The sequence below is a fragment of the Mesorhizobium sp. M7A.F.Ca.MR.148.00.0.0 genome, from assembly GCF_003997735.1.
Classification (GTDB): domain Bacteria; phylum Pseudomonadota; class Alphaproteobacteria; order Rhizobiales; family Rhizobiaceae; genus Mesorhizobium.
On sequence record NZ_RZTB01000071.1, the window covers coordinates 17180 to 31232 of the forward strand.

The window sequence follows — 14053 nt, forward strand, 5'->3', positions numbered from 1 at the left end:
AACGCGACATCGCAAATCGGCCCTGACGGTAGCCGATCGACTCCAATCGCCGGACCGCAACTCGCGCAGCGGCATTCGCGGTTTGGCCAGGAGAAATGCTCGCTGACTCACAGCGTGGCCGGCCGCATTCTGAGTGCCCTGTCATGCAGCCTGCGCCGACGGGAGCTCGGCACGCGAATGGCGTGGTTGGCGGCCAAGCCCTGAGGTCAACAAGGACTTACAGAAAGCGGGGGTGAGTTTGCCGCGATGAATTATGACCTTCTCGCGACCGGACCTAGCATCGGCTTCCTCTCGCTCTCGATTGTAGCCGCGCTGTTCGTTGGATTTAACGTGGCAAGCGGTGAATTCGGAATCAGCCAGCCCTTCTAAGTTTCTGGCCAAGACGGGGCGACTCGTGTGGATGTGCACCCACATCGGGCTCGGCATCGCACCATTGACCAGCATCTTGGGCTGCAGCTTCATCTCAAACAGCTTTCCTGGCTCGCCACGTAGCGCGACCGGTGCCTCCGGCGGCATCAATTCGTCGGCATTGCACAAATGTTCCAGGTATTTTTGCGCCGGAAATGCGTAGGTCTTCATGCAATCAGTCGTAATGCCGGCTTTTCCTTCATTCAATGCGTTGGCCTGTCCCAGCACCATGTTCAGCAACCCTTTGAGCTGGTCTGTGCGTTCGTGCACTTTGGGTAGCTGGGTGGAGGTGAGTAGCAGGCGTACATTACGCCCCTGCAACCCGGCGAGACAGGTTTGCATCTCAATGGCCTGGGCTCGCAGGTACTGGGCCACATCGTCCACGACCTTACCGGCCTCCTCAGGCTTCATCTGGCGCACTTGGGAGACGACGCTTTGCTGACCGGCCAGATCGAACTGCAAAAGTTCGTCCAATCGTTTGAGCCGCTCCGTCAATACCTCCATTGACAACGCGGCGCCCCCGATTGTCGAGCCTGCCCCCGACGAACTCGCAGTCACCTCTTGCGCTCTCACCTGTGTACTCGCAACTTGATCCGAGCGCGCGAGAACCTTGGCTGCTGGCACTGTGCCGGCGTTCGAAGCGACTGGTGTTGATGGCTGCCCGGCGGCAGAAGTCCCGGCGCGAGCTGCCGACTTATGCTTTGACTTCCCTTTCCTTCGCGCTGTAGTGCCTTCTGACACTGCAGCCGTACCAGCAGTGTCAGCCGGTATCGCAGCGCCTGCCCTGGCCGGCATCGCAGCGCCCGCCTGGGTCTGTGGCGCCATGATGGCTGACGGCGGAGACTGCAGGTTCAACAAGTGCATGGCATCGTGCGCAGTGATCCATGCATCGTCCACGATCCGTTCGAACAGTTTCAATGGGAGGCCGGCATCTGGGTAGGTATGGCTTAGCTTGGTATGCACCTCGTGCAACGCCAATCCAAAATCCGAAAGCCGCTCCATGATTTTTTCTACAACCGCGCAATCATGAGCGTTGAGTGTTTTGCCATCCATTATGCCCTTCGCCAAAGAGAGGGCGCGAAGAGCTTCTTGAGCGGCGCTTGCCATCAGCTGCACCACTCCATTTCGACCGACGAGGAGTTCCTTCAAATCTGGCTCGAACCTGCTCGCCCGCAGTTCAATCTTGGCCCGCGCAAGACCGATCCGCTCACGGACCAGCCAGATCCTGACACTCAGTACCGAGCCGGCACGCAGCCGCAGTGCGCACCGCTCGGCTTCCCGCATCACGGGCGTTCCACTGGATAGGCTAGCGGTGGCAGCGCAGGCGGATCGCTGCCGTTCGGAGCGCCATGCCTTTTTTTCCCACCACTTAATTGCCGCCGTATGGTGGTTCTCCACATTTAAAATCAACAGCTCCTGCCGGTCCGCCTGGGAGTAGGAGTAGAGTCTATCGACCATACCTGCCGCTATCTTGGTCTTTTCGTCCAATTTCGTGATCGTCGACAGGCCAAGTTGGTCTACTTCATTCGCGGCGTCGCACACGATCTGGCAACATCTACGCACCTTGTCGTCTGGCATAATTGTCTGCGCCTCAGCCGCAGGCAGGCTAGCGCGGTACTCCAGAATTGCTGAGGCTGCACCGACGACCCGACTGATCAGCTCCACCGCCTCCTCGGGAACGTCGGTTTTCCTGGCCGCAGCCTCGCAATCAGTCAGTTGTTGAACAAGACTGTTCATTCTGAGCTGTGTCGGACTGATATCTTCATTTGACGATGAGCTGGTGCCTTCCACCTGCGCGGTTGATAGTTGGCTACCGACCGGCGCCATGGCTTCGCCCTCAGACATGGAGGGAGAACCGCGCCGCCTTGCGGCTGCGCCACGTGGCGCTACGGTTCCGCGTGGTGGCGCAGCGGCTCCACGTGGCGGTGTGTTCAGGATTTGATCTTCGCCAATCGAGGCGCCTGGCAGACTTTCGCGGGCATCGCCTGGACCGCGCGCAACTGGAAGGGAGGAGGGCCTATCGGCGTCCCCAGAGCGCATCTGCTCCACAACGGAATCGAATGACTGTCCACCTTCTCCCGCAGCAAGACTTGATTGCGAAAGGGAACTGCTCGCCCGCCCCGCGCGGCTGGCTCCAGTTTCAGCCTGCGATTTCCGTGGTCGGCCAATGCCCTTCATATTGCGTCTCCGTAGTAGGCGAGAATGTGCTGCTATTGTGCTGGCGGCTGACGAGACCAGCGGCATCTTTCGGTTAACGTCACGGTCAGCCAGACCCGCGACGGCGTAATGTTCCCGCCAAAGTGCTTCTCAGTAGCAGGCCAAGATTGGCCCGAGCTCACAGGACTTTCGCAACGTTGCCATCGATGTCCTGAGATTATCAGCGCTTCAGTCCGCCGATTTCCAGGAACAGCGAATGAAATCAGACCAACTCGGCCAGCTCCCCTTCCTAGACACGTGCCTGACGATTTTATTGATGCGTCACTCCTCTCGTTCGCCACCGACAAAGTCACACATTTGCTTCAGAGAAGCGTGTGCGTTGCGTATCGCGCGGGAAACCATTTCGATCTATAGTTACAAAAAGTGTCGAGACGGGACCTTTGGATCCGAAGGTCAGGCACGGCCGGCCTAGATAGACCGCTTGGCTGACGATTAGCTGACGATGGGAGTTCTCACGAACAGGGCAAGAAAATCCGACCGCTTCAAGCTTTCGATATGGTGAGAAGAGGATCCGCACCGGCCTCCCAAAGCCGGCAGACCATCCCATGTTCGTACGGTCGCCGACCTTCTCGAGGCCAATGAGCTCACCGCGCCGGGCCGTGATGTGCAGGCGAGAGAATGGTGATGCAAAGACCGAGTTCCTGCTCGTTGCGTGCGCCCGTGGAGCCAGCAAGAATACGGTCATTGCGGTCATGCAGCACGTGGACCGTGCCTCCTGTTCGACACCACAGCATCGAGATGCAAACCAGCTGCTGCGGCTGCCATTCGGTCGCGGCATGCGTGGACGGCGGGATTGGCCGAACAGCCGAGATCGTGGTCGACTGTTCGATGCGAGAGCAACATCCTGCAGAGCATACGGTTTTTGCGCTGGCCGGTTTTTGTCAAAAGCCGTCAGGTTCTCGAAAGCTCCCGCCCTTAGCTTGATCGAGGTTAACCTTTAACACGTCGCCGCCAATGGCAAATGCCGGAGTACCTGATGATAGCAGCAATTGGGAGTGGAGTTGGCAACCTCGGGACGTCCTTGATCCGAAAGGGCCATGGGGATTCGAAATCCGAGCATTCTGGTGATGGCAAGCCGGCTGATGGCAATGATGGCAAGCCAGCTGGTGGGAATGATGGCAAGGCAGCTGGCGGGAACGATCGGGCGGATAACCGGACCGTTTCAAATGATCAACTTCAAGACAACTCACAGTCTGCAGCACAAAGTGAAGCCTTCCAAAGTATCCTGCGATCGTTCGCGTTCCAATTCGCGAACGATGCGATGGCTGAGGCCGATGAAGCTTTGGATGACACAGAAGATGCCTGACGCGGGAAAATCCGGCGTGAGGTCATACAGGCCGTTATTGACGGCACAACTCCAACAGAAAAAGGAATGATCATGGCTGCAGTTGATAATAATAAAAAATCAGGCAATACCAATACCAGTAGCGCCGGCAATACCGATAAAACTAACAGTGGCACTCCCGGCAATACAAGCGGAGCTGATGCTACTGCTTTTCAGGCGCAAGTGCAGGAACTAACCAATGTTAGCTTGGAGGCGACGAAAAGGAGTGTCCAGTTGCGCACTCTAACGACCAATCTCCAGACCATCAAGAAGGCCGCCGACGAACGCGTTTCGTAATGTCGGAAGCGGGTTTTAGACTGCCCCTTAGCGCGTCTCCTTATTGACGCGACGTAGTCCCGAAATGAGCCGCATGGCAATTGCCATGCGGCTTCTATCCTGTTTGAGAGATGCTCTGTGGATGACGCCGTTTCCCTCCGTTTCGAAGTGCGTTCGGGGCACTATTGCGGTCTGACCGGCAAGACGGATCTTCAAAAGTGTTTAATCGGCAGCGGCTTCGATGCCGATTTGGTCTTTGTCGAGCAGGGACTGGCACCGCATCACCTTCGTGTAACTCTTCTTGGCAAGTCGATCGAACTGGAGGCGCTTGCACCCGGACTCAGTATCGAGGGCAACCGGAATATCGCCGCAGGCCAGTCCGTTGTTGTGCCCCTTCCTGTCGTCCTGCTCGTAGGCGAGATGTCCATTGCTTTGTCCGTGCAGGATGCAGAGCCGCCTGGTTCGACCGGCATACCGCGCCTACCGATCGGTGTGCTCGCCATGGTCATAATCAGCTCACTCGGGATCGGCGCGCTTTCAGGCACGATCTCCTATCTTGGCAATGCAAGTGGATCGAGCCCCAATTCACTTCGGGCTGAAGTCGCGTCCAGAACGATCAGTCACCGCGCTGACAATGAACTTACGGAGGCAGCGGCCCAAGAGCTGCAGGAGGAAGTCGATCGAGCGGGTCTTCTCGACGTCAAGATTGGGTCGGCAAAGGGTGTTGTGACCGCCGAAGGCACCGTCACGTCTGAATCGGTCATCAGCTGGCAGAAGCTTCAGCAATCGTTCGATCGTCGCACCAAGGGTACTCTAACACTGGTGAACGGAGTGCTCATCAAAGAGGAGAAGGCGCCATCCGCAATCGCGGTCGAAGCTGTGTGGCATGGGGTCCAACCATATATTGTCATCGACAGCGAGAAGTATTTTGTCGGCGCCATTTTGGCTGATGGATGGGTGGTCGAACGTATTGAGGACAGCCGTGTGCTGCTGAGCAGGAATGGCCGCATTGCTGCTCTCCAATATTGAAAGCTCGCAGGCCCCATCAAGCAGCACTCTATGGCCAGCCAAACATCCTGTCGCGCTCGGTGCTGACAAGCTGGCTGCGTTGGAAACATTTGCTGCCCAGCCATTTCGCGCCTGCTTGTGGCTCTCATGCAGGGTCACGCGCTGGCCAAGGCTGAGGCGCCTTCGGAGTTCGAAAGCCACGTTTCATGGCGTAACAGCAGAGTAAGTCTCAACGATTGCAAAGGTGTCTCGATGGCCAACGTCCTGCGTGACTTCATCAAGCGTGCGCCGGCCAGCCCGGATTTAATGGTTGCGTTGATGCTGCTTCTGGCTGTCGCGATGATGGTCATGCCTATCCCGGTCGTGGTGGTCGACGCCCTGATAGGATTCAATATGGGGTTGGCCATACTGCTGATGATGGTTGCCCTGTATGTCAGTACTCCACTTGATTTTTCCTCTTTGCCCGGCGTTATTTTGATTTCCACTGTATTCCGTCTCGCGCTCACGGTCGCAACGACGCGACTGATTCTGGCCGAGGGGGAGGCCGGCAGCATTATTCATACTTTTGGCGATTTCGTCATTTCAGGCCATATCGTGGTGGGTTTCGTCATATTTCTGGTCGTCACCATGGTGCAATTCATGGTCCTCGCGAAGGGTGCCGAACGGGTGGCAGAAGTGGCGGCGCGTTTCACGCTGGATGCTCTGCCGGGCAAGCAAATGGCGGTCGACGCAGAGCTACGCAACGGCCACATCGATGCCAACGAATCCCGCCGGCGGCGCGCCGAATTTGAGAAGGAAAGCCAACTCTATGGCGCGATGGACGGCGCGATGAAATTTGTGAAGGGCGATTCCATCGCCGGGCTGGTGGTTATCTGCATCAACATGCTGGGTGGAATTTCGATCGGCCTGCTCTCCAAGGGCATGTCCTTCGGCGAGGTACTGCATCACTACACTCTGCTGACGATAGGCGATGCATTGATATCGCAGATTCCGGCCCTTCTGCTCTCCATTACTGCGGCGACCATCGTCACCCGTGTGACTGGGACGGCGAGGATCAACCTCGGTACAGAAATGGTCAGTCAGCTCACGGCCAGCACTCGAGCCTTGCGACTGGCGGCCGGCGTCCTGGTTGTAATGGGGTTCGTTCCTGGGTTTCCCCTCCCCGTCTTTCTGATGCTGGCCGCAGTGTTCGCTGCGGTAAGCATTGTCAAGGCTGATGTGCTGGGCGCCGGCACTGCCGATGCGAAAGGTGGAACTGCAGCGGAGCCTAAGCAAGCCGCGCCTGCGAAGGAATTCCCGATCGCATTTTTTCTAGCGCCAGATCTTATGCAGGCGGTCGATCAAGCCGAATTGCAAAAACATATTGGGCGCGTTTCGCTCCTGGTCACAGCCGATCTGGGCATTATCGTTCCTCGCATCCCTGTCTTGGTTGACGAGCAGCTGCCTGCATCGCAATTCCGAATTGATGTCGAGGGCGTGCCAGTCGAACAGGACGCCTTAGATCCAAACCAGATGGCGCTCCGAGCCGATGTAGCGCACGTCGACTCGAGCGGTGTCCGCCTTAGACGTGAGCCGAAAACGGACAGACTCCCGGTTGAACATACCCCTGCAAAGGCCCTTACGGGCGCCGGCACGGAGCATAGGGCTCCCGGCGAACTCCTCGCCTTGCGCGTCCATGCAGCGTTGACCCGCTACGCACCGCGATTGGTGGGCATCCAAGAGACCCGACATTTTCTGGGCCGAATGGAGCAGGAATATTCTGAGCTTGTGAAAGAGGTGCTACGCACGACGCCGATTCCTCGGATTGCCGATGTTCTGCGCCGCCTCCTGGAGGAAGGTATCCCAATCCGCCACACCCGTCTCGTGTTGGAGGCATTGGCCGAATGGAGCGAGCGTGAGCAGAACGTTGCCCTGCTGACGGAATATGTCCGTTCTGGTTTGAAGCGACAGATCTGCCACCGCCATGCCAACACGGAGGGCATAGTGTCCGCCCTGGTCGTCGAGCGCGAGAGCGAGGATGTGATGCGTGGCGCGGTTCGAGATTCGGATGCAGGCCCCTATCTCGCACTGGAGGATCGGCAAAGCGAAGCGATGCTATCACAGATACGTCAGGTCCTTTCGAACGCAGAACCGGGTCAAACCCGCCCTATTCTGTTGACGTCGATGGATGTCCGACGTTTCGTCCGCGGCTTTCTGACGCGAAACGGGGTTGATCTCGCCGTGCTGTCTTATCAAGACCTCGCCTCCGACTTTACAATTCGCCCCGCAGGATCCGTCACACTCCCGCACGGATCGAACAGCGGATTGTTAGAGTAGTCCCACCTTTCCTAACTGAACGCCACGCGCCTCCCCGATAACTGAGAGATAACATGAATAGTAATACAGTTTCTCCATCGCCTATGTTTCTGCGCCGGAACTCACTTCTTTTTGCCGTACTCGCCATTCTGCCTTTGGGCGGTTGCGCCAGCTGGCAAAAGCCGGCTCTTTCCGTGCAGGAGACATCTTCCCCCGAGTTGCTCAGCGCCGATCAAATCGATCCGGCTATGCGCGAACGCATTTTGCGCGAAGTTGGTCAGGATGTTCAAGAGCGGGCTTTGCGGGATGAGGTGAAGCAGCACCCGGACAATGTTGATGCGGCGATACGACTTACAAATGCCTTGGTGGGCCAGAAGCGCCCGCACGAAGCGGTTGAGGTGCTCGACAGCGTCTTGGTTGCAGCCCCAGGAAACGTACGTGCATTGAATGCGAAGGGCGTGATTTTGGACATTGAGGGGCGGCATGACGCGGCACAGGCCCTGTATCGGCGAGCTCTCGAAAACGAGCCAGGCAATCGGATGGTGCAGCATAACTTCAATCTGTCGCTTGCCTTTAACGGCAAGTCCAAACAACCAAGGTTAGCACGATCGCAATAGGTGGGCACAGTGCATGCGCAGCCTGTTCCCCGGCTCGAACACGCGCTCGGCTCCCATCATAGATGGCCCCCTGAAGAGAGCCATATCTATGCAAAACAGTTGCTCCAGATCTGGCCGGCAGAGATCGGCAGGAGAGCCGGATGACATCACGCGGCCACCCGCAAGGCCACCCGCCTCGCTTCGTTGCCAGAGCGCCCTCTCCCTCGCCGGTCACCGTCTCGCAATGCGGCGACCTGGCTTAAGGCGGTCGACCGAGCGCCCGATGCAGTAGCCATGAATACGTAACGCAGCGATGGACCCGCCGGATCGTGTCGCGCTTGTGCTGGCCGTCCCTGCCATTACAGCACGGTGATTGTAGCTGGATCCTATTCTAGAGGCATCGATGGTGTGGATGCCTTCGATCCAAACAATCGATTTGTTGAATTCGTCCGCCTGAGGAAATTAGCTGCGGCGATCCGACTTCCGACGCCTGCAGGCGCAAAACCAACAGCGTGAGCGCTGCGGGTCCGGAGGCAGGCTGCAAAGTGCAATCACCAGCGCTGATAAGCGGCAAGTGAAGAATGTATCGCTCGGGCGACTCCTGTGTTGTGCACGGTTGCCCCGCGAGGTGAACTGTAGCAGCTTGGCAGCTCAGCGTTCACGAAAGGAGAAAAGATTTGGGGCCAAGCAAAGACCGGCTTTTTTGATTGTCTTGCTGTATCGCTATGGTGGGGCGGGCGCGACCGCTCCCATAATTCAATACGCTGCCTTTAGCGATGGACGATGACGGGATGCGTCGCCGAGACTTCAATGGTGGAGGAGCAGCGCACCCGTCGATCCATTTGCTTTCAGCGGCAACCGCCACTATGAAGCGACACTTCGCCCAACTGTGTTTCAAGCTGCCCGGAGAAGTTTATGACAGAAGAACCCCACAAGACCGACATCCTCATCGAGCTCACTGCCGATGTTGTATCAGCCTACGTCTCCAACAACCCCGTCCCGGCGGGGGAGCTTCCTGCCCTGATCGCCCAAGTGCACGGGGCTCTAAACGGCACGGCTGGACTCATACCGGCAGAAGAGCCTGTGCCTGTAAAAAAACCTGCTGTCCCGATCAAAAAGTCGATCGAACCGGACTACATCATTAGCCTTGAAGACGGCAAGAAATTCAAATCGCTAAAGCGCCATCTGGCGACGCACTATGGTCTGACCCCAGACGAATATCGCGCCAAATGGGGTCTGCCGTCGGATTATCCCATGGTGGCGCCGAATTACGCCGCTGCGCGCTCCGCCTTGGCCAAGACCATGGGACTCGGCCGCAAACCGAAAGAGCCGGAAGCCCCAGCCACGGCGCCGGCGAAACGGACCCGCAAGAAGGTCGCAGCCTAAATCCGTATCAACAGTCGTTCGGACGCGCAGCAGCCGTTGGCCCAATCTGCGCGGAATCAAAGGGCGGGGATGAGCCCCGCCTTTCCCGTCCAAGAGCCTCATTTCCAGAGTAATTCATGATGGCTCCAGCAATCCCTGCCGCGGCATTAACTTGCATGCTCCGGCCCGGGTTTCGAGCCGTCAATGCGTTCCGGCGATGACGAACCTTGCCAAGGCTTTCCCGGACCGTTAGCCAGCCTTGCTGAGGCTGCCTGCAGAGGACTTTCCCGTGCGGCGATCCTGTTCCACCTCGTAGTTGATCTTCTGGCCCTCATTAAGGGTCGACAGGCCCGCTCGTTCAACAGCGGAAATGTGGACAAAGACATCCTGACCGCCGTTGTCAGGCTGAATAAAACCAAAACCCTTCGTGCTGTTGAACCACTTCACCGTTCCAGTCGCCATATCCATTCCTTTGTAATAAGTCGCAACTTAGGCAGGCCATTCACGCCAGCCTGATTTGTACACGAGACTTTAGGCGCATCAAAATCGGAAAATTGCAAGGCCCACTCGATCGCCTGATCTCCAGCAGCAACTGCAACATATGCGAGGCGCGTGCCAGACGAGGCGTATGCCAGACGTTTCGTCGTGCGCTGTCGCTCGAACGTTGACAGAAACAATGACACACCTTGCAAACTCGGCACATCTTGTGGACGTGCTCGGGTCGCTTCTCGACTGCGATACCCGCTCCTGACCGGGTATCGTCGGCCAAAATGAGGGTTTTTGTCATGTGCCGCCAGACCGAAAGATCAGGCGCGCAGCGACCTGCACATTCAAACCGGAACCCGCGAACCTCGATTAGCTTCTGCCTGCTCCGAAGGGCGGTAGCCTGCTCTGAGGCGGGCCACTGTCGGGTTGAAAACCAACTGTCGGGTTCGGAACCCCAGATTGTCGGCAAGGTACGCGCCGCCCACTGGTTGGCCAAAGGGCACTGGCTCCTGATCCTGCCGCCATGCTCGCCCGATCTCAACCCGATCAAGACAGGTCTGCTCAAAACTCAAGGCGCGGCTGCGGAAGAAGGCGGCCAAAACTTTCGACGCTCTCTGCGGAACTCTCGGCGATATCTGCCAGCTGCTGGAGCCAAATCAAAAACCATTAATTGCGACAGGTGATTTTATGACATTCATTGCGAAGAGGCCAGAATGAACAGCGGAAGAGAGTAGCAGCTCTCTGGTCGCGGCGAGGTGGATCGTCGACACGATCGGCACCTGGCCCGTGCGGGGATCGCACCGCAGCCAGCACCAGAGCCAGACCTTGACCGCTTGCCTTGCTCAGGCGCCACAACAACGAGTGGCTGGAAGCAGATCCACGTGAACTCAGCGATATCGATCAGACGATGCTTACCCTCATGAAAGCCGATCCCGACGCTGTCCAGCGCCGCGAAATCCTGACCAGCATATGGCGCATCGGATGCCACCGCCTGCACACTCACCATCGACATGCCGGAACTCGGAACCAAAGGCCGCAAGCCTCGCCGGCCTCGGCAAAATGGAGCGGCCGCGCCTGGGCGGCCGGGCCAATGTTCGCCAGGCCCTCTACATGCCCGGCCCTTCGCCCTGCGCTTCAACCCCGACCTCAAGGCAAAATACCAGGCGCTAAAGGCGGCAGGCAAACCCGCAAAGGTCATCATCTTGTTGCGAAAGCTCCTCATCCTAGCAAACGCTCTCCTCAAGGCGCAGCGAAAATGGCCCCTAAAACCCTTGACCGAAACGGATACCTTAGCCTTTCAGGTGAGGCGGGCCGAGATAGACCAACCGCGGGTTTAACTTCGCGAGTTTAAGCTGATTATGCCGATGCAACTCTAGCGCCTGCGCGACCGTTTTAGCTTCCATCAACAAGGCGGCAGGGTGGGAGGAAGTACCCTCCCCTGCCGCGAACAAGCTTTGGACAAAGCCCCACCTTGTCCGTAATGTGATCGGGAGGCCGGGGCGCGGCGGTGCTCAGCGGATGTGACGCGCGAGATCTGCGACCCTACCCATCAGCACTTCCATCGGTCCTCGCTGGAAGACGCGCAGCCAAAGCACCGCAAAAGTGCTGATAACCACAACGAAGCCAAAGAGCGTGGACAGGCTCTCGTCTTTGAAAATGTTTATCTTCATAAGATAGGCTATTCCCGCAATGTGCAGCACATAGGCCGTCAAAGACATCGAGCCGACTGCGATTATTGGCCAGACCAGCTTTCGCAGACGCGGGAGCGCATCCACAGCGAGCATGCAAGCCGCCAAGATGATCATTGCGCAACCGGTGCTGCCCACGATCGAAAGCGTCGTTTCGCTATGAGGTGCGGCTATCCATGACGACTTGACTATAAATGACGACTTGGAAGGCTCAAAAGCGCCGTCAACGTCAGACCACCACAAGGAGGTTTCAGTCAAAGCGCGGGAACTCAGCGCGAGCAAGGATCCCCCATGGCCCAACACGGCCAGCGCGACCCCCGCCAGACCAAGGCGCCAATGCGCTGCTAGCGTATTAAGATTAAGGCGCGCGATGGCCATGCCAGCGATGAGGAAAGGAACCCAGGTCACCGCGGGATAGTAGCCGTTGACCATGAGGTTGAAGACCGGGTCGAGGAGGTTGGGGGCAACCGACAGAAGGGAGGAACGGACTTGCGGGAGAACTAATGCCGTAGCGGCAGCGATCAAGCCCAGCTGATATGCGCTGAGCCGATGGAGCGGCAATACCAACAAGAAGCAAATTCCGTAGTATTCTAGGATGACTTCGACCTGGGTACCGAGGCAGCCCAGGATTGAGCCAAGCGCGAGCAAAACAAGGGCACGAATTGCGACTCTGGCGATGGCCTGTCTACCGGCTATCCCCGACTTCGGCGCCTTGCGACCTGTAATCAGGAGGATTGAAAAACCGGCCAATACGGCAAACAGGGCCGACGGCCGCCCATGGGTTAGTTCCATCAGAAACCCGACTAGTCCTCCTTCGCCGGGGTCGGGACCGAGATGGGCGGCATACATCCCGAAGACAGCCAGGCCCCGAGCGAGGTCGATGCCGACCAGCCGATCTACTACCGACCCATTCCTAGCGTCGGCAACCGGTGCCTTCATTACCATGGTAGATTCCCTTGCTGGGTGTGTGGATCGCGGGAGCCGCGATAGGAGAGCCGGTCGGCTGCTGCCGTCGCCTCGTGAAAGGGTTCAAAACATCGCGCCATCTGGCGCATCGAGCCGGCGACAGAGCTGTTCAGCCATTAGCCTGGGGTAAGAACAACAGATCGGCTCACAAAGCCTGTGTCACGGACCTGAAAAGTGGTGTCGCGGAACCGTCGTTTTTTGCATGATGGCTAAGCCGAGAGATCCACTGCACCGACGAGAGACTCAGCGACGTTAGATATCCGATCAGTACGCCGCGGCTCCGCCGGTGACGATCACCCCGGGTGTCAAGGCCAGGGCGTAAACCTGCCATAATCTGTGGTAGTGCGCCCGCGACCAATCCGTTCGACAAAGCTCGGCGCATGGTCGAGCCAATCATATTCTTCCATGTGGCTGTTGCCTGAAAAACCGAAGACGCCGTTCGCTGGTCCAGCTGTTCCAGACCTCGGCCTGCGTCGGTCATTAGAACCGGCGCGCCTGTTTCCCAAATCAATTTGCTGATGCAGCCGCCGGGGGTCACATTGAGCAAAAGTGCCGAGGTCAGGACGGGTTTCATAGGGGCTCTTCGTTTGGCTTTGTTAACGACCCCTTTCTTGCAAGTTGTAGCTGACAGCAGCCTGAAAGCTCCCCAAATAATTCGCTGCCGCCGGTTCAGCCTATTGTCAGCTTCGACCAATAAGATGGGAGCCTTGCCCTCATACCGGAGCTCGGCAGCATGATGCGAATACTGCTCACTGAAGACGATAAGGACCTTGGAAGTGCTATGCACGATCATTTGGTGGCTGGTGGCCACGCGGTCGACTGGGCCAAGAACCTGTCCGAAGCGCGCGATTATGCAGCTGTGGTCGGCTACGACCTTATTTTGCTCGACGTTCACCTGCCGGACGGCAATGGGATCGACTATCTGCGGGAGCTGATCAAGGAACTTGAATCGGCACCGGTCATCATTCTGACAGCCTGCGATCGGATTTCGCATCGCATCGAGGGCTTCAACGCTGGAGCCGACGACTATTTGGTCAAGCCGTTCGATCTGGGGGAACTCTCAGCGCGTATCCATGCAGTGGCACGTCGCCATGGGCATTTTCCGGAGCCGCAATTTTCGGTTGGGACGCTTTCCATACAGGCAGCCGAGCGACGCCTCTTCCGCGACGGGCAGGAGGTCTACCTGACTTGACGCGGATGGGCGGTGCTCGACTACCGTCTGCCCCAGCCCTGCACGGTCGTTTCAAAAGGGAAGATCGTGGACGCGCTTTTCGGCAGACGGCGCTGATTCATACTCTAAAAGAAAATTCGGCTTCCAGTTGCCTTGGCCATGACTGCCCTTCCCGAGAGATGGGTGACAGTTCATTCCGGATAGATGGGTTACACTTTCGGCCCTTTGCAAGGAGAGCAAGGTGCCTTGGAAG

The 14053-nt window shown here is 57.7% G+C and carries 11 protein-coding genes and 1 pseudogene; 8 read left to right on the plus strand and 4 right to left on the minus strand.

Annotation, left to right across the window (positions count from 1 at the left end):
* Positions 1–141: 141 nt before the first annotated feature.
* Positions 142–2253: a hypothetical protein gene (locus EOB49_RS22490; protein ID WP_245472783.1), complete on the minus strand. Its 2112-nt coding sequence runs from the start codon at positions 2251–2253 to the stop codon at positions 142–144.
* A gap of 1348 nt (positions 2254–3601) precedes the next feature.
* On the opposite strand from EOB49_RS22490, the gene EOB49_RS22495 reads away from it, so the two are divergent.
* The 6 genes from EOB49_RS22495 to EOB49_RS22520 all read left to right on the plus strand — a co-directional run bounded on the left by EOB49_RS22495 (position 3602) and on the right by EOB49_RS22520 (position 9510).
* Entirely contained in the window at positions 3602–3931 is a 330-nt protein-coding gene (locus EOB49_RS22495) for a hypothetical protein (RefSeq protein WP_081714433.1), read from the plus strand.
* Between the two features lie 72 nt (positions 3932–4003).
* Positions 4004–4246 (plus strand): nodulation protein NopA, encoded by a 243-nt coding sequence (locus tag EOB49_RS37870; RefSeq protein ID WP_224570034.1) that lies wholly within the window; start codon positions 4004–4006, stop codon positions 4244–4246.
* A 117-nt stretch (positions 4247–4363) separates the two neighbouring features.
* Entirely contained in the window at positions 4364–5254 is an 891-nt protein-coding gene (locus EOB49_RS22505; RefSeq protein ID WP_024505382.1) for a hypothetical protein, read from the plus strand.
* A gap of 231 nt (positions 5255–5485) precedes the next feature.
* Positions 5486–7549, plus strand: a complete 2064-nt coding sequence (gene sctV / locus EOB49_RS22510) for a type III secretion system export apparatus subunit SctV (protein WP_127382264.1) — start codon at positions 5486–5488, stop codon at positions 7547–7549.
* 53 nt (positions 7550–7602) lie between these two features.
* The gene (locus tag EOB49_RS22515) at positions 7603–8145 is read left to right on the plus strand and encodes a tetratricopeptide repeat protein (protein ID WP_245472784.1); all 543 of its coding nucleotides are present in this window, start codon (positions 7603–7605) and stop codon (positions 8143–8145) included.
* Positions 8146–9039: 894 nt separating this feature from the next.
* Positions 9040–9510, plus strand: a complete 471-nt coding sequence (locus tag EOB49_RS22520; protein ID WP_024505385.1) for a MucR family transcriptional regulator — start codon at positions 9040–9042, stop codon at positions 9508–9510.
* Positions 9511–9738: 228 nt separating this feature from the next.
* Here the strand turns inward: EOB49_RS22520 and EOB49_RS22525 are convergent, their stop codons facing one another.
* Entirely contained in the window at positions 9739–9951 is a 213-nt protein-coding gene (locus EOB49_RS22525; protein WP_008874821.1) for a cold-shock protein, read from the minus strand.
* Positions 9952–10475: 524 nt separating this feature from the next.
* On the opposite strand from EOB49_RS22525, the pseudogene EOB49_RS37875 reads away from it, so the two are divergent.
* A pseudogene (locus tag EOB49_RS37875) lies at positions 10476–10692 on the plus strand (transposase); the annotation flags it as partial.
* A gap of 794 nt (positions 10693–11486) precedes the next feature.
* Here the strand turns inward: EOB49_RS37875 and EOB49_RS22530 are convergent.
* A complete protein-coding gene (locus EOB49_RS22530; protein ID WP_024505387.1) occupies positions 11487–12608 on the minus strand; it encodes a DUF418 domain-containing protein in 1122 nt (373 codons plus the stop codon).
* Between the two features lie 754 nt (positions 12609–13362).
* On the opposite strand from EOB49_RS22530, the gene EOB49_RS22535 reads away from it, so the two are divergent.
* The gene (locus EOB49_RS22535; protein WP_224570033.1) at positions 13363–13821 is read left to right on the plus strand and encodes a response regulator transcription factor; all 459 of its coding nucleotides are present in this window, start codon (positions 13363–13365) and stop codon (positions 13819–13821) included.
* A gap of 51 nt (positions 13822–13872) precedes the next feature.
* Here the strand turns inward: EOB49_RS22535 and EOB49_RS36970 are convergent.
* The coding region (locus EOB49_RS36970) for a hypothetical protein (protein WP_206526129.1) at positions 13873–14053 on the minus strand (181 nt) is incomplete at its 5' end.